This window comes from Candidatus Merdisoma sp. JLR.KK006 (assembly GCF_036941035.1).
Taxonomy (GTDB): domain Bacteria; phylum Bacillota; class Clostridia; order Lachnospirales; family Lachnospiraceae; genus Laedolimicola.
The window spans coordinates 119,133-141,521 of the sequence record NZ_JAYMNS010000006.1; the positions used below are offsets into that span (position 1 = coordinate 119,133).

The window sequence follows — 22,389 nt, forward strand, 5'->3', positions numbered from 1 at the left end:
ATCAAATAGTATTAAAAAAGAAGGGAGAAAAATGAAAAAGATATTAGTAACCGGCTCAGACGGCTTTATCGGAAGCCATCTGACAGAAGAACTGGTAAAGCAGGGATATGAAGTAAAGGCATTCGTATACTATAATTCCTTTAACACCTGGGGATGGCTGGATACGCTGCCCAAGGAAATCATGGAGCATGTAGAGATCTTCCAGGGAGATATCCGGGATCCTCATGGAGTGAAGGAGGCAGTGAAAGGCTGCGGGGCGGTATTTCATCTGGCGGCGCTGATAGCCATTCCCTTCAGCTATCATTCTCCGGACACCTACGTGGACACCAACATCAAGGGAACCCTGAATGTCCTTCAGGCAGCCAGAGACCTGGAAACCGGGAGGGTTCTGGTCACATCTACCTCCGAGGTATACGGAACGGCGCAGTATGTTCCCATTGATGAGAAACACCCGTATCAGGGACAGTCCCCATATTCGGCAACCAAGATAGGAGCGGACAGGCTGGCAGAGTCTTTTTACCGCTCTTTTCAAATGCCCGTTACAATTGTGCGCCCCTTTAACACATATGGTCCGAGACAGTCGGCACGTGCGGTCATTCCTACAATCATTACACAGCTTTTAAGCGGAAAAGAGATAATCAAACTGGGGGCATTAACGCCCACCAGGGATTTTAACTATGTAAAGGACACGGTCCAGGGATTTATCGAAATCTATAAAAGCAGCCGGACCATAGGGGAAGAGATTAATATTGCAACACAGCATGAGATTTCCATCGGGGAGCTGGCGGAGGAACTGATAAGCCAGATCAATCCCAAAGCGGAGATTGTATGCGACGAGCAGAGGCTGCGGCCGGAAAAGAGTGAGGTCAGCCGGCTTTTAGGATGCAATGAAAAAATACTCCGTTTAACGGACTGGCGGCCCCGTTATACATTCCGGCAGGGACTGGCGGAGACCGTTGAGTTTTTGAAAAATAACTTGGAGCGGTACAAGACAGATATCTATAACTTATAATTTCAGCCAAAACAGGAGCAGACGTTTATGGAGAAGCAGTTTATACCATTATCAGTGCCAAACCTAAAGGGAAACGAACTGGCATATGTTACAGAAGCCGTAAAGACAGAGTGGGTGTCAACCGCAGGGCCGTACATTGCGGACTTTGAAAAAGCCATAGCGGATTATGTCCGTGTTCCGGCAGCCTGCGCATGCCAGAGCGGGACAGCCGGCCTGCACCTGGCCTTAAAGGTACTGGGAATACAGCCGGGGGAAGAGGTTCTGGTTCCTACGCTTACCTTTATCGCAGCAGTGAATCCGGTGCATTATGCGGGGGCAGAGCCGGTTTTTATGGACTGTGATGACACATTAACCTTAGATCCAGAGAAGCTTAAAAGGTTTTGTGAGGAAGAGTGTGAGTTTGACGGAGCAGTTCTGCGAAACAAAATATCCCGCCGGAAAGTGACAGCTCTGGTGGTGGTGCATGTATTCGGAAATCTGGCTGATATGGAGGCGATCCTATCGCTTGCCCGGACCTACGGTCTAAAGGTAATCGAGGACGCAACGGAAGCCCTGGGAAGCTATTATAAGGAGGGGGCTTATGAGGGCCGCTGTGCCGGAACCATCGGGGATATAGGCGTATTCTCTTTTAACGGAAACAAAATCATTACCACCGGCGGAGGGGGAATGATTGTTTCACAGGATCCGGAACTGACAGAGAGATGCCGGTTCCTCTCCACACAGGCAAAAAAGGATGCGGTTTATTTTATCCATGAGGAAATCGGCTATAATTACCGCATGACAAATCTCCAGGCAGCGCTGGGTCTGGCACAGTTAGAGCAGCTGGAGGAATTTATCAGGATTAAGAAGGCGAATTACGAGCTTTATCAGAGGGAAGGAATAAAGCTGCTTCCTTTCCGCAGGGATATCCGGAGCAATTACTGGTTCTACAGTTACCTTACGGATAACCGGGACGGGCTTATCCGTTACCTGGAGCAGCATGGAATCCAGAGCAGGCCCATATGGAAGCTGATTCACACCTTAAAGCCTTATGAGGGATGTCAGGCATACCGCATCGAGAAGGCGGCCTGGTACTATGACCGGGTGGTGAATATTCCATGCAGCAGCGGCCTGGCAGAGGAAAACGTGAAGCAGGTGGCGGAAAGGATTCATTTGTTTTTAAAGGAGCAGGCATGGAGATAAAGGATTTTCTGGTTGTTCCGGACTGTTCGGTGCTTGAGGCCATGAGGCAGATTAACCGAAATGCCAAGGGGATCGTATATGTCTGCGAAGAGGAAAGGCTTATCGGAACGGTGACCGACGGGGACATCCGGCGCTATATTTTAAAAAACGGAGAGCTGAAAGACCCGGTTATAAAGGCGGCCAACAGGGGCACCAGGACGCTGTCTGAAAAAGAAAAAAGCAGGGCGGGGGAAGCGATGAAGCGTTATAAGATTTCCTCCATTCCCATTCTGGACAAAGACAGAAGGATAAAAGAGATCTGCTTTGAGGAAGAACGTGTCTGTCAAAAGAAAGAAGCGCTGGATGTTCCGGTAGCGATTATGGCCGGAGGAAAGGGAACACGTTTATATCCTTATACGCAGATACTTCCCAAGCCGCTGATCCCCATAGGCGATAAGACCATTACGGAGCACATCATAGAACGCTTTATGGAATACGGATGCAGCCGGTTTGATATGATTGTAAATTATAAGAAGAACTTTATCAAATCTTATTTTCTGGATAATGACAATCCGATAGACATCAACTTCATAGAGGAAACCGAGTTCCTAGGAACCGGCGGAGGGCTTAAGCTTTTGGAGGGAAGATATCCCTCCACTTTTTTTATGAGCAACTGCGACATTCTGATTGAAGAGGATTACGGGGAGATCCTGAGGTTCCACCGGGAGCAGAAAAATGTGATCACAATGGTCTGTGCCTTAAAGCAGATAGAAATTCCCTATGGAACGGTTGAGGTCACGGATGAAGGGAAGGCCCTGCGGCTTAGGGAAAAGCCGCAGATTTCATTTATAACCAATACCGGGCTGTATGTGCTGGAGCCGGAGTTTCTGGATGAGATACCGGGACAGACATTTATTCATATCACGGATGTCATACAGAATTGTATTGACAAGGGAAAAAACGTAGGGGTTTATCCCATTCCGGAGGAACACTGGCTGGACATGGGCCAGGTGGATGAGCTGAAAAGGATGCAGAAGGCATTGGAAAAGAGGTTGTGAAAAACATATGGAGCTTGGCAGTGAATTTAACCTTTCCTTATCCGGGCTTAAGCTTACGGATCATAATCTGTTTTCTTATTTAAATGAATTTCAAAATAAGATATATTTTGACAGCGGACGCAGCGCATTAAAATATATTGCCCGAAGCCTTCCAAAGGATGGCATTACATTACTGCCGGAGTTTATCTGTGAATCCGTGATTGACTGTTTTGACAGAAGGAGGATCCGTTTTTATAAGATAGAATCGGATTTTACGATTGACATGGAGAGCATAAGGGTGCAGGTGACACCGGATGTAAAGGTGATTTTTTTGATGCACTATTTTGGAATGGTGCAGCCGGCGGACAAGCTGGATGCATTAAAAAGGACTGCCCAGGAACAAGGGATAATCATTATCGAAGACGCCACACATAGTATTTTCTCCAAAAAACGGACCATCGGGGATTATGTTATTTCAAGCATCCGCAAGTGGATGCCCCTTCCGAAGGGCGGAGTCCTGTATACGGCGGATAATGTGCTGGGAATTGAAATGGAGAAACCAGGGCTTCCCGTCAGTACGGAGAATGAGCGTGCAGCTGCGATGATATTAAAGGATTTGTTTTTAAAGGATTTGCTGGACTGTAATTCTGAGTACAGAAAAATATTTGCGGATTGTGAAAACGCCCTGGATAAGCAGGAAGAGATATACAGGATCTCAGACCTTTCGGGATTTATGATATCCTGTACGGATATCGGGGAAATCATTTTAAGAAGAAAGAGGAACTATCAGTTTCTGGAAGAACAGATGGCGTGCCATGATATTTTGCCAGTCATCCGGCTTAAGCCGGATGACTGTCCCCTTGTATTTCCGATCCGCATCCGGCAGAGGGACATGTTCCGGAAATATCTGACGGATCACAGAATCTACTGTGCGGTTCACTGGCCCTTTGACGGTATGATGGAAGAGACAAGAACCTTTGCCGCAGAGAATGCGGCTTTGTTACTATCGCTGCCGATTGATCAGAGATACGGCGAGGATGAAATGAGATATATGGTAAAAGTAATATCAGAGTATAGAGGTGCTTAAGTATGCTGGCAGTAATTAGTCCCGGGGACAGGGAGAAGTGGAATTTATGCGTAAAGAGCTTTCGGCAGTGGGATATTTATTACCTGTGCGAATATGCGGAGTCCTTTGAGCTTCACGGGGACGGAGTGCCGCTGCTGATTTATTATGAGGATGATAAAACAAGATTCTGTTACGTGGTTATGAAGAAAGATATAGCAGAAAGCGCCCTGTTTGGAGAGAAGCTTCCACGGGGCTTATATTTTGATTTTGAGACGCCTTACGGTTACGGGGGAATCCTCTGTGACGGGACTGTTCCAAAGGACAGCCAGAAAAGGTTCGGAAAGGAGCTTGGAAGCTACTGCCTGGAAAATCATATCATTTCCCAGTTTATACGGTTCCATCCCCTTCTTTCCAACTATGACAAGCTGGATCTGATCATTGAAAAAAGGTATATGCATGACACGATTTATATGGATACTGCATCGCCAGAACTGATTTTCTCCAACATGGACAGCAAAAACCGGAATATGGTGCGCAAAGCAGTGAAAAGCGGAGTAACAATTGTGCAGAAGCCTGTTACGGAATATGCGGCATTTATGGACATGTATGTGGAAACCATGAAAAGAAACAACGCAGGCGGCTACTATACCTTCCATGAAGACTACTTTGAGTTTTTAAAGTTCATGGAGGATCATGCATGTATTTTCTATGCGGTATATGAGGAAAAACCTATAAGCGGCGCCATTATGTATTTTAATAATCAGTTTATGCATTATCATTTATCTGGGACCCATACGGAATACAGAAAATATTCACCAGGCAATCTGCTGCTTTATGAGGCAGCCTGCCGGGCATGTGAAAAAGGAATAAAAATGCTACATCTCGGGGGAGGCATGTCTGCGGATGACAGCCTCTTCGGATTTAAAAAGCAGTTTAACAAAAACGGCAGACTGCCGTTTTATATCGGAAGGACCGTCTTTAATGAGAGTGTTTATCAGGAGCTGCTGCAGATAAGGAAGGAACTGGATGCTGGTTTTAATGAAGACAATCATTATATGATTCAATACCGCAGCCCATAAATGGGGGTTGCCGGAACAGGTTTTATTGGATAGGAAATCAAAAACGAAAAAGGAGAATGCTTATTATGAAGAAGGTAATTGTATTTGGAGCTACTGGAAATGTCGGATCCTATTTTACAAAATATGCACAGGAATATTTTGGGGAAAAGGATTATCAGGTAATTGCATCCGGAAAGCGTCCAAAGGCGGAGGTTTTCAAAGAAATGGGAGTGGAGTATATTCCTGTTGATATCACAAAGCAGGAGGAATTTGAAAGGCTGCCCTCTGATGACGTATATGCGGTGGTACTGCTTGCGGCCGTTATTCCGGCCTATATGGACGGATATCATCCGGAGCAGTATCTGGATTCCATTATCAAGGGAACGTTTCATGTCCTGGAATACTGTAGGAGGGTCCATGCGGATCGCCTTTTGTATTCCACCAGCTGTTTTGATGTGTGGGAATATCCCTCCGGAACAGTGATTAAGCCTGATATGCCCCGCAATTTCAGCTATACCGGAGATCATGCGGTGTATATTATTTCAAAAAATACATCCATTGAGCTGATTGAACACTACCACCAGGAATATGGACTGAAAACCTTCATTTTCCGCCTGCCGACGGTTTATTCCTACAGCCCGAACCACTATATCTATCCCAACGGCGTTAAAACATTAAGGCCGCTGTATAAATGCATTTTCAATGCAATGGAAGGAAAACCCCTAGAAATCTGGGGCGATCCGAATTATGCCAAGGATATGCTGCATGTTTATGATCTTGCTCAGATGTTCTGCAAGGCGATTGAAGTGCAAAACCTGAATAAAGGATTTTATAATTGCGGGACGGGAATTCCGGTGACACTGCAGCAGCAGATGGAAGCAATCATTCAAGCGTTTTGCCCGGAGGGGCATAAATCGGAAATCGTTGTGCGAAGAGACAAGATTGCAGGAGGCGGACTTCTTATGGATGTTCAAAATGCAAAGGATGAATTGGGATATGAGCCCGTTTACGACGTGGTCAGACTTTTTGAGAATTATAAAGAGGAGATGCGATTGGATCGTTTTGCGGAGTTAAGGAACAGGTAAAAAAGGAACAAAAAACTATGAAGACCATTATTATTGCCGAAGCAGGCGTCAACCACAATGGAGATATGAAGCTTGCAAAAAGATTAATTGACGAGGCGAAAGCTGCGGGAGCTGATTTTGTCAAATTTCAGACAGCCGTAAATCCTACATCTAAATATGCGCCAAAAGCAGAGTATCAAAAGCGTGAGACCGGCGCTGATGAGACTCAGCTGCAGATGGCTTTGAAGCTTAGACTGACCTTGGAACAGCATTATGAGCTTTATCAGTACTGCAAAGGGGCCGGAATCTCATATCTGTCAACGGCATTTGATATTGAAAGCGTTCATTTTCTGGATTCCCTGTACCTTCCATTCTGGAAGATTCCGTCGGGGGAGATTACCAATCTTCCTTATTTGCTGGAAATTGCCAAAACGGCCAAGCCTGTTGTAATGTCAACGGGGATGGCAGATATGGACGAAATAGAGACGGCCATAAAAATTTTACGTGATAATGGAAGCGGAGAAATTACATTGTTACAGTGTCATACGGATTATCCTACAAAGATGGAAAATGTGAATCTTCGAGCTATGAATACGCTTTCAGAAGCTTTCCGGGTTCCGGTGGGACTTTCGGATCACAGTATTGGAATTGAGGTTTCGATTGCAGCGGCAGCCTTGGGGGCATCCGTGATTGAGAAACATTTTACATTGAACAGAAATATGTACGGACCGGATCACAAGGCAAGCATCGAACCGGAAGAGCTGTGCCAAATGGTTAAAAGCATCCGCAATATAGAAGCGGCACTGGGAGACGGGAGGAAAATGTGCTCTCCTTTAGAGAAGAAAAACCGAATTGTTGCACGAAAAAGCATTGTTGCAAAGCGGAACATTGTGGAGGGTGAATTTTTTACGGAAGAGAACATTACGACAAAGAGACCGGGAAACGGCATCTCCCCGATGGAATGGTTTAAGGTGCTTGGAACTCGGGCGGTCCGTGATTTCGGCGAGGATGAATTGATATGCAGGGAGTAAGGATTTGTGTAATCAGCGGGAGCAGGGCGGAGTTTGGGCAGCTGACGCCGCTGCTTTTAAAATTAAACAAGGATCCGTTTTTTAAACTGGATTTTGTAGTGACCGGGTCCCATTTGTCAGAGGATAACGGAAATACCATTACGGAGATTGAAGAATATCCGATTGACATTACAGCCCGCATTCCGATTAAAAGCATTGCCGATAACAGCAGAAAAGGGATTGCGTTTCAGATTAGCGAAGTGATTGCGGCATTTGCAGATTATTTTGACAGTCACAGGCCGGACATGCTGATTGTGATTGGGGACAGATATGAAATGTACGGAGCTGCAATTGCAGCCTCGGCGTTCATTATTCCAATGGCGCACATCTGCGGAGGCAGCGTTACAAGCGGCGCCGTTGATGAAGTCTACAGGCATTCCATAACGAAGATGAGCATACTTCACTTTACTACCTGCGATGTTTACCGTAGGAGGGTGATTCAGCTGGGAGAAAATCCGGACTTTGTTTATAACGTGGGCTCCCTGGCAATAGAAAATTGCCTGAATATGGAGCTGCTTACGGAAAAGGAATTGAGAACCCAGTTAGGAATGCCTTTGGAAAAGCCGTACTGCGTAGTCACATTTCATCCGGTTACGCTGGAACAGGATGATTCGGAAAAAGAGTTATATGAACTTATCCATGCCTTTGATATGTTTCCTCAGTATCTGTATCTGATTACATTATCCAATACGGATTCCGGGGGAGATAAAATAAATAGAATATGGAAAGAGGAAGGCACAGGGAGAGATAACTTTTTTGTGGTTTCCTCTCTTGGCATGAAAAGGTATCTGACAGCACTGAAGCACTCTGCAATGATGATAGGAAATTCTTCAAGCGGAACCACAGAAGGACCTGCAATGAAGATCCCGGTTATTGATATTGGAGACAGGCAGAAAGGGAGGGTGTTTGCAAAAAGTATTCTGCACTGTGAACCGGCGGAAAAAGAGATAGCGGAGGCAATGGAAAGGGCGGGAAGCGCAGAGTTTCAGGCTGCAGCAAAAAAGGCAAAAAGTCCTTTTGGGGATGGAACAACATCGGAACAAATGGTGTCCATACTTAAAAAGGTGCTGTCAGCGCCTATAAAGATGAAGAAGGAATTCTACGATGTGGATTTTGAGGTGGGGGAATGAGGAATATAGCAATTATACCGGCCAGGAGCGGCTCCAAGGGGCTTGCGGATAAAAATATCAAGGAACTTGCAGGCAGGCCCCTCATTGCCTATACGATTGAAGCGGCATTGAAATCAGAAGTGTTTGATACAGTAATGGTATCAACGGATTCCGTCCGGTATGCCCAAATCGCCAGGGAATATGGCGCAGAGGTACCTTTTTTCCGAAGCAGAGAAGCTTCATCGGATACGGCGTCCTCCTGGGATGTTGTCAGGGAGGTGCTTGATAAATATCAGGAAGCAGGAAAGGCCTTTGATACATTGATGCTTCTGCAGCCCACATCACCTCTTAGAACAGCACAGAATATCAGGGAAGCTTATGAGGAAATGGAAGCAAAAGAAGCAAATGCAGTTGTTTCCTTATGCGAGATGGAACATTCGCCACAACAGTGCAATGTTCTTCCGGAGGATTTATCGCTGGAGAAGTTTATCCGGCCGTCTGCAAAGGGAAAGCGCAGGCAAGAGATGGAGACGTTTTACCGGTTTAATGGGGCTATCTATTTAGTGAAAGTGGAGACCTTCAGAAGAAATGCGGGTATCTATTCGGACAGGTGTTTCGCATATCTGATGGGCCGGAGGGAGTCGGTGGATATTGATGATGAGTTTGATTTTGCGGTGGCGGAGAGTTTCCTAAATATGAAGCAATGATCTTATTGGTGCAACATTTACTTATTACAATAGAATAAATATCAAAAATAATAGATATATTAAAACAGACTTTTTCTGTCATTGTCTAATAACAGCAAAGATATTTGAAGAATATAGAAGAGCAGATTTATAAAAAGTCTGGCAATTTATTATGAGGTGAAGGTATGCTTTTTAATTCATTACAATTTTTGGTTTTCTTTCCAATTGTTGTATTTCCACATAATTCCGACATCGGAATTATTGTGAAATGCAAGATTTGAATATGGAGAGAATGTTATCCAAGAGGCTGTTGAGCAAATGGAAGCTTTTCTTGCTTATTGCAAAGTGAATGGAATTAAAGTTATTGCCTTTGAACCGCCTTTTACAGCTTCTGTGGTTGAGAGAATAGAAGCAAAAGGAGAGAAGTATCAGTATATGAATGAAATTTCATCTAGAATTTTCGATGTTTTTGAAAAGTATCAATTTGAATTTTATGATTATTCGGATGTTGCGAATTTAGGTTGCGGCGCAGATAGTTTCTTTATTGATGGATTTCATGGGAGTGAAGTGGTGTATATTAAGATGTTTCAGGACATGATTCAACAAGGATCTTGTCTTGAATTATATTGTGATATAGGATAAACTTACCAGATTATATGAAGGTAGAGATTCGGAAGTGGCTGTTTATGGAACTATAGAGGATTATAATATAATCAATTGAAAATATAAGTCCTCAGCTAAGCTGAGGAGAAGAGTATAAGTGCTATATTGAAAAGTAAAAGAGGACATTAGGGAGATAATCGACATTTTATGCAAATATAAAAATATGGAGATTATAGTAGGAGTGTTTTGTAGGGAGCATGTACATCTTTGGGTAGTAATACCATTTCAATTAAGTATATTAAATTTTGTAAGATATATAAAAGGAAAGGGTGTGTTAATGATTTATTGGTTTATGACAGATATTCGGAATTACAAAATTTGTCAGAAGAGCAGTAAATGATGCCTGCGACACTGTCGTAAAAAGCGAACCGTAACATAAAATTTTTGGAGAGGATTAATACAAATCATCGGTTGAACTGGCGGTTTGTGTTTTTGTAGTATGAGGTGAAAAATAGAATGAGAATATTAATCGTATTCGGCACCAGACCAGAAGCCATCAAAATGTGCCCCCTGGTCTTAGAAATGAAAAAACATAAAGAAATAAACTGCAAGGTCTGCCTGACCGGCCAGCACAGAGAAATGCTTCGCCAGGTCATGGAAGCTTTCGGAATCCAGGAGGATTACAACCTGGATATTATGCGTGAACGGCAGACGCTCACTACAATTACAACAAGCGTACTCGAAAAAATGGATCCGGTTTTGCGTGAAGCAAAGCCGGATATTGTTTTAGTACACGGAGATACGACAACTTCTTTTGCCGCAGCTCTTGCGGCTTTTTATCAACAAATACCGGTAGGCCATGTAGAGGCCGGCCTCCGCACAGGGAATATCTATTCCCCATTCCCGGAAGAAATGAACCGATTGCTGACAGGCAGAATCGCTTCCTATCATTTTGCACCGACAAAGCGGAATGAAGAGAATCTGCTAAAAGAGAATGTCAGTAAAAATATATTTATTACAGGCAATACAGTAATTGATGCATTTAAAACCACTGTAAAGGATGATTACAAATTCAACAATCCGGTTTTGCAGGAAATGGATTATGCAAAGCATAGGGTAATTCTGGTTACGGCCCATAGAAGGGAGAATCTCGGTGAGCCGCTGAAACAGATTTGCCAGGCTATCAAAGGGCTGACGGAGAAGTATCCGGATATAAAGGTAGTTTATCCCGTACATTTGAATCCGGCTGTACGAGAAACAGTGTACCAGATTTTAAGTGACAATTCCCAAGTGGAACTGTTGGAACCGCTGGATGTACTGGACATGCATAATCTGATTGCCCGGAGTTTTATGGTAATGACGGATTCCGGAGGACTGCAGGAGGAAGCGCCGTCTTTTGGAAAGCCGGTTTTGGTTATGCGGACAGAAACGGAACGGCCAGAGGCTGTGGAGGCCGGGACGGTGAAGGTGGCCGGCGTGGAGGAAGAGGATATCTTTACACTGGCCAGCGACTTACTGAGTGATCCGGAAAAGTATCTGGTGATGGCGAAAGCGGTAAATCCGTATGGGGATGGACACGCCAGTGAGAGGATAGTAAATATTATAATTAAAAGTAAATGAATTAGGAGCTTCCTGTATAATTCAAATATAAGGAATTCCAAGAAGGGTGGTTGATAAAAAGTAAGCGATGAATAACAGACAGGATTCCATCGCTTACCTTTCTTCTATAAATATAATGCCAGAGATTATGATTCATAAAAAATATGGGCTGTTTTATCATCCAGCCAGTGCAATCAACTTCGTTATTCTCTTAATATTTGCTACGAATGCCGTAAAATACATTTGCAATTCCATAGCAAACAATCCCACGGAATCTGCTCTGCCTAATCCGTGGGCTTCCTTCAATTCCCCATTCTTTTCTTCAATCCGGTGCCGTATCTTCAGGCGTTCCTGAAATTTTTCGCTTGCTTCAAATTCCAGTCTGCTCCGGTTCTTTTCGCTTGCCTGGGTAATACTATAGCTGTGGGTTTTCCCCTTCCCTACCTTGCACTGCCCTTTTAGAGGGCACTTATCACATTTTTTCTTGCTGAATACATAATTCCGGTACTGGTTCCCGTTCTTTGCCTCCCGCTTCTCAACCCGCATGGCCAGTTCACCTGCCGGACATTGCAGCATTTTTGCATCTTTGTTATAACTGAATCCAATCCTTCCTCAAGCTTCGCTTCCGCAGCAGCCGCAACCGCAGGATTTGTTTTCGCTGTTAAACGGATTCTTTCCCCGCAGGCATCCACGTTGTCCTCGCTGATGTACGCCATGTCCCCGATCACTTCCGTTACTTCAATCCCGTTTTTCTGGGCCTTTTCAATTAATCCGGATAACTGCCGGCCGCCAGGTTCCCCTCCTGGCGTTACGTTTATCCCCGCGATCAGCCCTTCCTCCGTCATTGCCAGATGGTTCTTGTACCCATAAAATGTACTCGTCGGTGTCTTGTGTCCAAACCGGGCATCTTCGTCATCTTTTGACCTGATTTCCCGGATCTTATCTGTATCTAATAATCCCCGTATCCTTCCGCCAAGTCCTGTATCTTTTTGTTCCCGCAGGCGGCAATCTCATCATCCAGGCCAGCTTCCAGGGATGGCTTCTCCGGAAAGCTTTCAGACAGGTCATATGCGCTTTTATAGATTTCCTTTCGTAATTGTTTGCTCAAATGCCGCAGGATCTGTGTTGGGGATTTTGTGCGGACAGTCGCATTGGTATGGGTAGAATCAACAATGATTGTCCCCGATTTAATCAGCCCTTTATCCAGGGCCTGCCGAATGGTTTCTTTCAGCATCTCTTCCAGAATGTCCTCTGTAATACGAGTTTTTCTGAACTTCGTCAGCAGGCTTGGGTCAACCATGGGAGATTCGGGCTCAAGATCCAGAAAATATTTGTATGCCATATCTGTCTGGGCACTGCTGATCAGACGCTCATCGGAATGATCATAAAGTTTTTTTAAAAACATGAGTTTGAACATCATTTCAGGTTCTTTTGCAGGGCGTCCGAAATGTTCACAATACTGTTTGTGCAGCATGGGGTTTACAAAACTGAAATCTATATTTTCTTTGATTCTCCTTAGGAGATGCTTTTGAGGAATAATGGCATCATAAAGCCCCTGATATGGTGATAGCGACAGGCACATCTGCGAATTATCTTTTAGCATGTTTAATCCCCCTTCGTCTGTTTCCATTGTACCATTTTTTATGGAAAAAGGGGTTGTCACACTAAGTAATTAGTGCGCAGCTCCTTTTCTATGCAAAAAATAACTGCCAGACCTCGAAAGAATTCGGCAGTTGGTGTAAAATTAATGTATGACCAAACACATTAACTTAACTTGTTGTGCTAGTTGATTGTTGATATAGAAAAACTTCAACACCATATGCTATCCTATAGTTGTACACGACTACAGACTATGAAAGGAGGCACATGATGCTGAAGTTTCAAGATGATTATACCACTCTCATAGCAACTTTTGAAGATTTTATTTTACTTGTTTATACAATTGTTGATGATTTATACCGACAGGTTGTTCCAGTGTCTGTTTCACAAAGGCGGAACGTGAACACGGCTAAAATGTCTGATTCCGAAATTATTACCTTAAATATCTGCGGTGAACTGACTGGCACAGATTCTGAAAAAGCATGGTATTCTTTTGTGAAACACAATTACCGGCATCTGTTCCCCAGACTTTGCAGCCGTACCCGCTTCAACCGAACCAGGAGGGCTCTTTTGCAGGCAACAGAATTGCTTCGCCAGCAGCTAATACAGTCCTTTCCCATACCAGCCAGCCGTTATTTCGTGATTGACAGCTTTCCTCTCCCGGTCTGTAAGTTCGGGCGTGCACGTTACTGCTGGTCTTTCCGTACAGAAAGCGCTAATTATGGAAGGTGTCCTTCCAAAAAGGAAACATATTTTGGTTTCAAAGTCCATGCCTTGATTACGCTGGGGGGTTATATTTCAGCATTTGAGATCACTCCGGCATCCGTGGATGACAGGGAAGGCCTCCGGGACTTTGCGGAGAATCACCTTAATCTGGTAATCCTTGGGGATAAAGGATACACGGGAGAAGCCTTGTCTGCCGACATGCAAAACAAAGGGATCTGCTTAATGTCCTTAAAGCCTTCCAATTATAAAAAGAACTGGCCCACAGAAATACGGCGGTTGATTTTCCGCTTCAGGAGGAGAGTAGAAACGGTATTCTCACAGCTTAGCGAACAACTGAATGCCGAAAGAGTGCTGGCAAAAAGTTTCCGGGGATTATGTACCCGGCTCCAGAACAAAGTCTTAGGACATAACCTGTGCATGGCATTCAACAGCATATTCCTGGACTCCTGTAACATAGGAAAAATCAAACAACTGATATTCTAAAAAAATATTTCGAAAAATCATAGGGACTTTTTGCGCTTTTTCAGTGTTTAAGCAAAGTATGTGTTATTAATTATATAAGTAGCACAACGAGTTAATTTACGGTCAAATATAAACAATTAAGGAATAAGTGCTCAAATTAGTAAAATAGTATGATATAATCCATTAAAAGAGAATCGGGTTCAAAGCAGAAAAAGAGAATCACTCTATACAAAAGATAAAACTGCTTTGAAGTCGGTTCTTTTTTGTTGCACTTAAGCTGAGGACGTTTATCCATCAAAAACAAAGAAAGCGGATGGGGCGAAAGGAACGAGCATTATTGAAGGTTACAATATCGTTTTCCTATATAATCAAAGAAAACAAAGGAGATTATACATGGAAACAAAAGAAAAAAGAAACTCAAATGCAGCACAGCAATTCCCCGCTTCTAAGATGTTTAGGGCCACAAAACACAAAATGGCGGTCAGCTTTGACACTCTCTCCGCTCAATGGCTGAAAAACGTAAAACTGAGAATCAAGGAGTCCTCGTACGTAAAGTATTATAATATGGTACAGAACCATATACTGCCGGATATGGGTTCCTGGCAGATGGAGCAGCTGACCACAGAAGCGGTAGAGAGATTTGTACAGAAAAAGCTTACCTGCGGAAAACGGGATGGAAACGGCGGCCTGTCAGAAAAAACCGTGAAGGATATTCTTGCGATTCTAAAAGAAATATGCCTCTATGCAGTAGGCCTGGATATGGAGGTGCCCTGTCGGTTTGAACTGATCAAAATCAGGCGCAGGGACTTAGAGGTGCAGGTCCTGAACGGTCAGAATTATATGGAGCTGGTACGTTTTTTGCTGCGTGATAATCACCCGAGAAAGACGGGGATTCTTTTGAGTCTGTATATGGGTCTCCGATTAGGGGAGGTGTGCGCCCTAAAACGGCAGCATATATTATATAAGGAAGAAATTCTGTGCATACGCAGCACTATGCAGAGAATTCAAAACGTGGATGGAGAGGGGAAGAGGAAAACAAAGGTGATTGTTACAGATCCGAAGAGCAGCAGCTCTGTGCGGGATATTCCGATCCCCTCGTTTTTGATGGAGAGGATGGAGGATTTTCGGCGGCTGCCGGAGGATGCGTATCTTTTGACGGGGAGAACGGACCGCTTTATTGAGCCCCGGACCTTGGAATATACCTTAAAGCGTTACCTGCAGGACTGCAGAATGGAATATATAAACTATCATGCCCTCCGTCATACATTTGCAACCAGGTGTATGGAGGAGGGCTTTGATGCAAAATCATTAAGTGAAATATTAGGCCATTCCAATGTAAACATTACATTAAACCGGTATGTGCATTCTTCCATGGAGCAGAAACGGAAGAATATGGGGAAGATTACGCCGCATCAATTTTGCTGAATTCAGTAACCAAAAAGCCATGAAATGCAATGAATAAGCATCTCATGGCTTCTTTTAAGCAGATAACGGGAATCGAACCCGCCTCCCCAGCTTGGGAAGCTGGTGTTCTACCAATGAACTATATCTGCACATGTTCTTATTATAGCATAAGAAATCCAGAAATCAAGCCTAAAAATCAAAAAAGAAAACAAAGAAAAAGACGCCCGGGGGGACCGGGCGTCTTTTTCTTTCTTATGAGGGGGGAGATAGTGATATTCAAATCAACTATCTGTGATTATTATAATATCCAAATGTGTTCAAAGTATGTCCATTTTCTAAAAGAAAGCTAAAAATATTGCACAAAAATTAAAAAGTACTTAAGAGAAACGAAAATCCGGCAGAAGGATTGGAAAAAAAGGGTATAGTGTGGTATACTGACAGAGGGCGAGTCAGACGTGTGGGCAGTCCCCTTGTTTGGCTCATTATTTACAGGGATAAACAGAGGGAGGATAAAGAAGATGGTACATATGCGCACAATAGAAAATGAGCAATTAAAGGTTTGCGTCAGCGATCATGGCGCAGAGCTTTGCAGTATTTATAATAAGAAGACAGAGCGTGAAGTAATCTGGACAGCAGACCCGGCCTACTGGAACCGCCATGCGCCGGTACTGTTTCCCTTTGTGGGAAAGGTAACAGGCGGGTGCTACACTTATGAAGGTCAGAAGTATCCCATGGGACAGCATGGCTTTGCAAGAGACAGGGAGTTCCTTTTCGTAGATTCCGGCGACACATTCATTCGGCATCGTCTGGCAGCGGACGAAGAGAGCCGCAAAGTGTATCCCTTTGATTTTGAATTGGAAATTGTGCATAAATTGAAAGGAAATTGTGTAACAGTAGAATGGAAGGTATTCAATCCGGGAAAAAAGAAAATGTATTTCTCCATCGGCGGACACCCGGGATTTTGCGTAGATGAGAATGCGGGAAGCCGCCTGGTCTTTGAAGAGCAGGAGACCTTGAGCAGAGTAGCCATTGACCCCAAAACGGAAGGGGTTGATGTGGAACATCCGGAGGTTATTGCGTTACAACAGGGAGTATATCAGGTAGAGCCGGATACCTTTGATAAGGATGCGCTGATCTTTGACCATGGACAGGTGAAGCAGGTAAGCTTGGAAAAAGCAGACGGCACCCGTCTTGTGACACTGCGCTGCCCCGATGCTTTGAGTGTAGGAATCTGGTCTCCTGTAGGAAAGCAGGCACCCTTTATCTGTCTGGAGCCATGGATTGGGAGATGCGATAACAGCGGTTTTACAGGAGAACTGAAGGATAAATTTGATGTGCAGAGCTTAGAACCGGGGGAAAGCTTTCGGACAGCCTATGATCTGCTCATAGGAGAGTAGGCAGTACATAGGAATATTTATGCACAGAAAGCAAAAGCATTTGAGTATTGTGCGGTGAGAAGTTCTGCACAACTGGAATAGGAGGAGCTATATGCGTGCAGCAAGGGAACTGCTGAAGGAGCTGGAATATGAGGTTTTAAGCGGGAGTGTGGACATCAATGTAAATGAGCTTGTCTACAATACGGCAAAAGTCACAAAGGAATGTTTGTTTGTATGCATCAAGGGTATGGCCTTTGACAGTCATGATGCAGCGGCCAAGGCGGCCAAGGATGGCGCAATCGTCATTGTGGCAGAGCGTCCGGTAGAGGTGCCGGAGGGAATTACGGTGGTTTTGGTAAAAGACACCCGGTATGCTCTGGCGCTTATTTCAGCGGCATATTTTGATTACCCGGCGAAAAAGCTGAAGGTCATAGGAATTACGGGTACTAAGGGAAAGACAACCACAGCTTTTATGATCCGTTCCATTTTAGAGCATGCAGGAATATCTACAGGTCTTATCGGCACCATAGAAACCATCATTGGAGAGCGTCATATTCCTGCGGACAATACCACACCGGAATCCTATGCCATTCAGGAAGATTTTGCTCAGATGGCAGCGGCAGGCTGCAAAGTAGTGGTGATGGAGGTTTCCTCCCAGGGACTCAAACTTCATCGAACAGCCGGGATCCTGTTTGACATAGGTATTTTTACCAATCTTGCACCGGATCACATTGGGCCTGGAGAGCATGAGAACTTTGAGGAATATCTGGAATGCAAAAGCCGCCTGTTCCGACAGTGCAAGGTAGGAATTGCAAATATTGATGATGAGTATTGCAGAAAGATTCTGGATGGTCATACCTGTGAACTGGAGACATATGGATTTTCCGGGGATGCGGATTTGAGAGCTTCGAAGATGGAGCTGATTAGCCGTCCGGGATATTTGGGGGTGGCTTATCAGGCGTCAGGTCTGGTGAATTTCCCGGTGGAAATTGATCTTCCCGGCAAATTCAGTGTGTACAATTCCCTGGTTGCCATTGCGGTCTGCCGGCATTTTGATATTTCAAAAGAGGATATGCTGGAAGCACTTAAGGCAGCAAAAACAAAGGGAAGAATTGAGAAAATCAAAGTATCCGATGAGTTTACTCTGATGATTGACTATGCTCACAATGCCATGAGTTTGGAAAGTCTTCTTACAACATTAAGAGAATATCATCCAAAGCGTCTGGTATGTCTGTTCGGCTGCGGCGGCAACCGTTCCAAGCTGCGGCGCTTTGAGATGGGAGAGGTATCCGGACATCTGGCAGATTTGACCGTGATCACTTCGGATAATCCCAGATTTGAGGAGCCGCAGGCAATTATTGATGATATAAAGGTTGGAATGAAAAAAACTGACGGAGCCTATGTTGAAATTATTGATCGGAAGGAAGCCATCCGCTACGTGATTGAGCATGGGCAGCCGGGAGACGTGATCGTGCTGGCCGGAAAAGGCCATGAAGACTATCAGGAAATCCGGGGTGTGAAGTATCCCATGGATGAACGGGTGCTGATTCAGGAAGTCCTGAAGGAGCGGCAGGGAAAATAGGTCTGGCAGGCGGCCTGCGAAATGCACTTGCCATATGGCAGAAAGAGGTGGATTGTGGCCCGGTATGCCAACATAATTGTAGATATTTCTATGGAAAAACTGGATAAAACCTTTCAATACCGGATTCCGGAGGAGTTAAAGGACGCCCTGACAGTGGGGATGCAGGTAGTGGTTCCCTTTGGAAATGGCACACGTACTCTGACAGGTTATGTGGTAGAACTGACAGATACCTGTGAGTTTGACCCTTCTCGGATGAAAGAGATTCAAAAGATTGCGGAAAAAGGGATTCCTTTGGAGGGGCAATTGATTTCTCTGGCCCAGTGGATGCGCCTCACTTATGGGGCAACCATGAATCAGGCATTGAAAACAGTGCTCCCAGTCCGGAAAAAGGTTCAGGAAAAGACGAGAAAGAAGCTGGTGCGAACCATTTCTCTGGAGCAGGCAAAAGACTATTTGGAGATGTTTGAACGAAAGCATCAAACCGCCAGGCTTCGTCTGCTGACGGCATTGATGGACACGCCGGAGGTGGACTGCCGATTGGTATCGGAGCAGCTTCACCTGACAGCCTCCACAGTAAAAAAGCTGGAGGAAATGGGAATCCTGAAAGTAGAGACAGCGACGCTGCTGCGCAATCCGGTTCGAACTTATGAGCTGGAGCCCCATTCCTTTGACTTAACTGTACGGCAGCAGGAGATTGTGGATGATATCCGAAGGCGCACAAGGGCAGGGGACAGACGGCCTTCCCTGATCTATGGTATTACGGGAAGCGGAAAGACAGCCATTTATCTTGAATTGATAGAAAATGTGTTGGAACAGGGAAAGGATGCCATTGTTTTGATTCCGGAGATTGCTCTGACTTTTCAGACGGCCCTTCGCTTTTACAAGCGATTCGGAGATAGGGTGTCTATTATCAATTCCAGATTGTCTCAGGGGGAGCGCTATGATCAGTTTGAACGGGCAAAAAGGGGAGAGGTAAGGGTGATGATTGGGCCTCGATCCGCTCTGTTTACGCCATTTCAGAATCTGGGAATTATTGTAATCGACGAGGAACATGAGGCCAGCTATAAGAGTGAGACTGCGCCCCGGTATCATGCCAGGGAGACGGCTATTGAACGAGCCCGGATGACAGATGCATTTGTAGTTTTAGGATCGGCCACGCCGTCGGTAGAGTCTTATGAAAATGCTAATAACGGAACATACTGTTTATATAGATTGGAACAGCGGATTTTTGGACAGAGCTTGCCTGCGGCGGAGGTCGTGGATCTGCGTCAGGAATTGAAGGCAGGCAATCGTTCCATTTTAAGCCGAAGGCTTAGGGAATTGATGGAAGACCGCTTAAATAAGAGACAGCAAATGATGCTGTTTTTAAATCGGAGAGGCTATGCAGGTTTTGTTTCTTGCAGAGCCTGCGGACATGTGTTAAAATGTCCCCATTGTGATGTATCTTTGTCCCTCCATACAGGAGGGCGCATGGTCTGCCATTACTGCGGTTATGAGGAGCAGGCAAAGAAGGAGTGTCCTTCCTGCGGCTCTCCTTATATTGGAGCTTTTCGTGCAGGAACTCAGCAGGTGGCAGAGATTGTACAGCGAGAGTTTCCGAAAGCAAGAGTTTTGCGGATGGATATGGACACAACTAAGAATAAGGATGGGCACGAAAAGATCCTGGAAGCATTTTCTGAAGGCAGGGCAGATATTCTGGTGGGAACTCAGATGATTGTAAAAGGCCATGATTTTCCGGCAGTGACTTTAGTGGGAGTTCTGGCAGCAGATCTGTCTCTCTATACCAATGACTATCGGGCATCCGAGCGGACCTTTCAGCTTTTGACTCAGGCAGCAGGCCGGGCCGGACGGGGCAGGGAAGAGGGAATCGCAGTAATTCAGACTTATAGTCCGGAGCATTATAGTATTGAGGCGGCAGCAGCTCAGGATTATGACATGTTTTTTCAGAAAGAACTGGCGTACCGCCAATTGATGGAGTATCCGCCGGCCTCCTATCTTCTGGCCATTTATCTTTCAGGCAAAGAGAAAGAAAAGCTGGAGGAAGGAGCCGGAAAGTTAAAGGAAATGCTTTTTGCAAAGATTGGCAGCCGGAAGGTTCAGATTATCGGCCCTGCAGATGCTTATGTGGCAAAGGTAAATGACATCTATCGGAAGCTGGTCTATCTGAAAGGAAGAAAGACAGAGCAGCTGATAGAGCTTAAAGAACAGATAGAGTTTTTCTGGCAGGAAAACATGGAATTGCAGCAGTTGAACATACAGTTCGACATGAACCCCATGAACGGGTTTTAAACATTACCGAATATTTCGGAATTAAGATGGAGGATTGAGGGAATGGCGATTAGGAAAATCAGACAGTTGGGAGACGGTATTCTGCGGAAGAAATGCCGGGAGGTCCCGGAGATGACACCGAAGCTGAAAGAGCTTGTGGAGGACATGTATGAAACCATGTATGAGGCAGAGGGTGTGGGTCTTGCAGCTCCCCAGGTGGGAATCCTGAAACGGATTGTTGTGATTGATGTGGACGGGACCCCCTATACCATGGTAAACCCTAAAATTCTGGAGGTATCCAAGGATACGCAGGACGGAAGCGAAGGGTGCTTAAGCGTTCCGGGAAAAGCTGGGGTCGTGATACGTCCGGCCTTTGTGAAGGCAGAAGCTTGGGATGAGAACATGGAGCATTATGTAGTGGAGGCGGATGGGTATCTGGCAAGAGCTATTTGCCATGAAGTGGATCACCTGGAGGGCATTGTGTATGTGGATAAGGTAGACGGTGAACTCTATGATGTGGAACCGGAGGATGAAGACTAAGAGGAGTAAGCCGTATGAAAATTATTTTTATGGGGACACCGGATTTTGCAGTTGGAACTCTGGAAGCGCTGATTGAAGCAGGCCATGAGATTACTCTTGTAGTTTCCCAGCCAGACAAGCCAAAGGGCCGGGGCCATGAACTGGTTCCCACACCGGTGAAGGCGGCGGCATTATCGCATAATCTGCAGGTTTATCAGCCAGTGAAGCTTCGGGAAGAAGCCGCAGAGGAAGTGATCCGGAATACAGAGGCGGATGTAATTGTAGTAGTTGCTTTCGGCCAGTTGATTTCTCAGTCTATTTTAAATATGAAATCTTATGGCTGTATCAATGTCCATGGCTCTCTTCTTCCCAAGTATCGGGGAGCGGCTCCCATCCAGTGGGCAGTTATTGACGGAGAGCCAGAGAGTGGTATAACCATCATGCAGATGGACGCAGGGCTGGACACAGGTGATATGCTGCTTAAAGCGGCGGTTCCCTTAGAGCCCAAAGAGACCGGAGGAAGTCTCTTTGAAAAGCTGAGCGCACGGGGGGCCTCTCTCTGTGTGGAGGCGCTGGAAAAATTGGAGGCCGGAACCTTGATACCACAAAAGCAGGGAGAATCCCCCACTGCCTATGCCAGGATGCTGACAAAGGACATGGGAGAGATTGATTGGTCCAGGCCGGCTATAGAGCTGGAACGGCTCATACGGGGCCTGAATCCGTGGCCAAGTGCCTATACGCAGCTTTCCGGCAAGACATTGAAGATCTGGGATGCAGATGTATGTGAGGAGGAACAGGCCAAAAGAGCCTGCGGGGAGATTGTGAGAGTGACAAAGGATGCTGTCTATGTGGCCTGCGGTCAGGGGCTCCTGAAGATAAATGAGCTTCAATTGCAGGGAAAGAAGCGTATGGATACAGCAGCTTTTTTAAGGGGATATCATTTGGAGAAAGGAAGCATCCTTGGCTGAAGCCCTGATGCTGCAAAATC

The 22,389-nt window shown here is 45.2% G+C and carries 22 protein-coding genes and 1 tRNA gene; 19 read left to right on the top strand and 4 right to left on the bottom strand.

All coding sequences use genetic code 11. The features are described from left to right. Positions 1-31 precede the first annotated feature (31 nt). The 12 genes from VSQ61_RS07245 (at position 32) to wecB (ending at position 11,486) form a co-directional block, all read left to right on the top strand. Positions 32-1,012: an NAD-dependent 4,6-dehydratase LegB gene (locus VSQ61_RS07245; protein ID WP_334343774.1), complete on the top strand. Its 981-nt coding sequence runs from the start codon at positions 32-34 to the stop codon at positions 1,010-1,012. Positions 1,013-1,039: 27 nt separating this feature from the next. Next, positions 1,040-2,194 (top strand): LegC family aminotransferase, encoded by a 1,155-nt coding sequence (locus tag VSQ61_RS07250; protein ID WP_334343775.1) that lies wholly within the window; start codon positions 1,040-1,042, stop codon positions 2,192-2,194. Beyond that, positions 2,185-3,231 (top strand): sugar phosphate nucleotidyltransferase, encoded by a 1,047-nt coding sequence (locus tag VSQ61_RS07255; RefSeq protein ID WP_334343777.1) that lies wholly within the window; start codon positions 2,185-2,187, stop codon positions 3,229-3,231. Before VSQ61_RS07250 ends, VSQ61_RS07255 begins: the two co-directional genes overlap by 10 nt. Positions 3,232-3,238: 7 nt before the next feature. Continuing rightward, entirely contained in the window at positions 3,239-4,297 is a 1,059-nt protein-coding gene (locus tag VSQ61_RS07260) for a DegT/DnrJ/EryC1/StrS family aminotransferase (RefSeq protein ID WP_334343778.1), read from the top strand. 2 nt (positions 4,298-4,299) lie between these two features. Beyond that, entirely contained in the window at positions 4,300-5,355 is a 1,056-nt protein-coding gene (locus VSQ61_RS07265; RefSeq protein WP_334343779.1) for a lipid II:glycine glycyltransferase FemX, read from the top strand. Positions 5,356-5,420: 65 nt separating this feature from the next. Then, positions 5,421-6,419, top strand: coding sequence for an NAD-dependent epimerase/dehydratase family protein (locus VSQ61_RS07270; protein WP_334343780.1), 999 nt, complete (start codon positions 5,421-5,423; stop codon positions 6,417-6,419). A gap of 17 nt (positions 6,420-6,436) precedes the next feature. Continuing rightward, positions 6,437-7,429 (top strand): N-acetylneuraminate synthase, encoded by a 993-nt coding sequence (neuB, locus tag VSQ61_RS07275; RefSeq protein WP_334343781.1) that lies wholly within the window; start codon positions 6,437-6,439, stop codon positions 7,427-7,429. After that, positions 7,417-8,598, top strand: a complete 1,182-nt coding sequence (gene neuC, locus VSQ61_RS07280) for a UDP-N-acetylglucosamine 2-epimerase (protein WP_334343782.1) — start codon at positions 7,417-7,419, stop codon at positions 8,596-8,598. The genes neuB and neuC overlap by 13 nt, the downstream gene beginning before the upstream one ends. Then, a complete protein-coding gene (locus VSQ61_RS07285) occupies positions 8,595-9,284 on the top strand; it encodes an acylneuraminate cytidylyltransferase family protein (protein WP_334343783.1) in 690 nt (229 codons plus the stop codon). Before neuC ends, VSQ61_RS07285 begins: the two co-directional genes overlap by 4 nt. Before the next feature lie 297 nt (positions 9,285-9,581). Next, a complete protein-coding gene (locus tag VSQ61_RS07290) occupies positions 9,582-9,905 on the top strand; it encodes a hypothetical protein (RefSeq protein WP_334343784.1) in 324 nt (107 codons plus the stop codon). A 145-nt stretch (positions 9,906-10,050) separates the two neighbouring features. Then, positions 10,051-10,266: a transposase gene (locus VSQ61_RS07295; protein ID WP_502877022.1), complete on the top strand. Its 216-nt coding sequence runs from the start codon at positions 10,051-10,053 to the stop codon at positions 10,264-10,266. A gap of 116 nt (positions 10,267-10,382) precedes the next feature. Next, a complete protein-coding gene (gene wecB, locus VSQ61_RS07300; RefSeq protein ID WP_334343786.1) occupies positions 10,383-11,486 on the top strand; it encodes a non-hydrolyzing UDP-N-acetylglucosamine 2-epimerase in 1,104 nt (367 codons plus the stop codon). Positions 11,487-11,642: 156 nt separating this feature from the next. Here the strand turns inward: wecB and VSQ61_RS07305 are convergent, their stop codons facing one another. The 3 genes from VSQ61_RS07305 to VSQ61_RS07310 are packed head-to-tail and all read right to left on the bottom strand — an operon-like array spanning position 11,643 to position 13,068. Continuing rightward, positions 11,643-12,011, bottom strand: coding sequence for a transposase (locus VSQ61_RS07305; protein WP_334343787.1), 369 nt, complete (start codon positions 12,009-12,011; stop codon positions 11,643-11,645). After that, on the bottom strand, positions 11,924-12,466 hold the full coding sequence (locus tag VSQ61_RS22830) for a transposase (RefSeq protein WP_350340145.1): 543 nt from the start codon (positions 12,464-12,466) through the stop codon (positions 11,924-11,926). Before VSQ61_RS22830 ends, VSQ61_RS07305 begins: the two co-directional genes overlap by 88 nt. Continuing rightward, positions 12,415-13,068: a transposase gene (locus VSQ61_RS07310; protein ID WP_334343788.1), complete on the bottom strand. Its 654-nt coding sequence runs from the start codon at positions 13,066-13,068 to the stop codon at positions 12,415-12,417. The genes VSQ61_RS22830 and VSQ61_RS07310 overlap by 52 nt, the downstream gene beginning before the upstream one ends. Positions 13,069-13,334: 266 nt before the next feature. Here VSQ61_RS07310 and VSQ61_RS07315 point away from each other — a divergent pair, with 266 nt between their 5' ends. Then, positions 13,335-14,273, top strand: a complete 939-nt coding sequence (locus VSQ61_RS07315) for an IS982 family transposase (protein ID WP_334343789.1) — start codon at positions 13,335-13,337, stop codon at positions 14,271-14,273. A 372-nt stretch (positions 14,274-14,645) separates the two neighbouring features. Continuing rightward, positions 14,646-15,677 (top strand): tyrosine-type recombinase/integrase, encoded by a 1,032-nt coding sequence (locus tag VSQ61_RS07320; RefSeq protein WP_334343790.1) that lies wholly within the window; start codon positions 14,646-14,648, stop codon positions 15,675-15,677. A gap of 57 nt (positions 15,678-15,734) precedes the next feature. Here the strand turns inward: VSQ61_RS07320 and VSQ61_RS07325 are convergent. Continuing rightward, positions 15,735-15,805, bottom strand: a tRNA-Gly gene (locus tag VSQ61_RS07325). 369 nt (positions 15,806-16,174) lie between these two features. On the opposite strand from VSQ61_RS07325, the gene VSQ61_RS07330 reads away from it, so the two are divergent. The 5 genes from VSQ61_RS07330 to fmt all read left to right on the top strand — a co-directional run bounded on the left by VSQ61_RS07330 (position 16,175) and on the right by fmt (position 22,369). Then, positions 16,175-17,053 carry an aldose 1-epimerase family protein gene (locus tag VSQ61_RS07330; RefSeq protein WP_334343791.1) on the top strand — a complete coding sequence of 293 codons (879 nt, stop codon included), beginning with the start codon at positions 16,175-16,177 and terminating at the stop codon, positions 17,051-17,053. A 91-nt stretch (positions 17,054-17,144) separates the two neighbouring features. After that, positions 17,145-18,614 (top strand): UDP-N-acetylmuramoyl-L-alanyl-D-glutamate--2,6-diaminopimelate ligase, encoded by a 1,470-nt coding sequence (locus VSQ61_RS07335; protein ID WP_334343792.1) that lies wholly within the window; start codon positions 17,145-17,147, stop codon positions 18,612-18,614. Between the two features lie 21 nt (positions 18,615-18,635). Next, a complete protein-coding gene (priA, locus tag VSQ61_RS07340; protein WP_334343793.1) occupies positions 18,636-20,903 on the top strand; it encodes a replication restart helicase PriA in 2,268 nt (755 codons plus the stop codon). 42 nt (positions 20,904-20,945) lie between these two features. Continuing rightward, positions 20,946-21,422 carry a peptide deformylase gene (def, locus tag VSQ61_RS07345; RefSeq protein WP_334343794.1) on the top strand — a complete coding sequence of 159 codons (477 nt, stop codon included), beginning with the start codon at positions 20,946-20,948 and terminating at the stop codon, positions 21,420-21,422. Positions 21,423-21,436: 14 nt separating this feature from the next. After that, positions 21,437-22,369, top strand: a complete 933-nt coding sequence (gene fmt, locus VSQ61_RS07350; RefSeq protein WP_334343795.1) for a methionyl-tRNA formyltransferase — start codon at positions 21,437-21,439, stop codon at positions 22,367-22,369. Positions 22,370-22,389 lie beyond the last annotated feature (20 nt).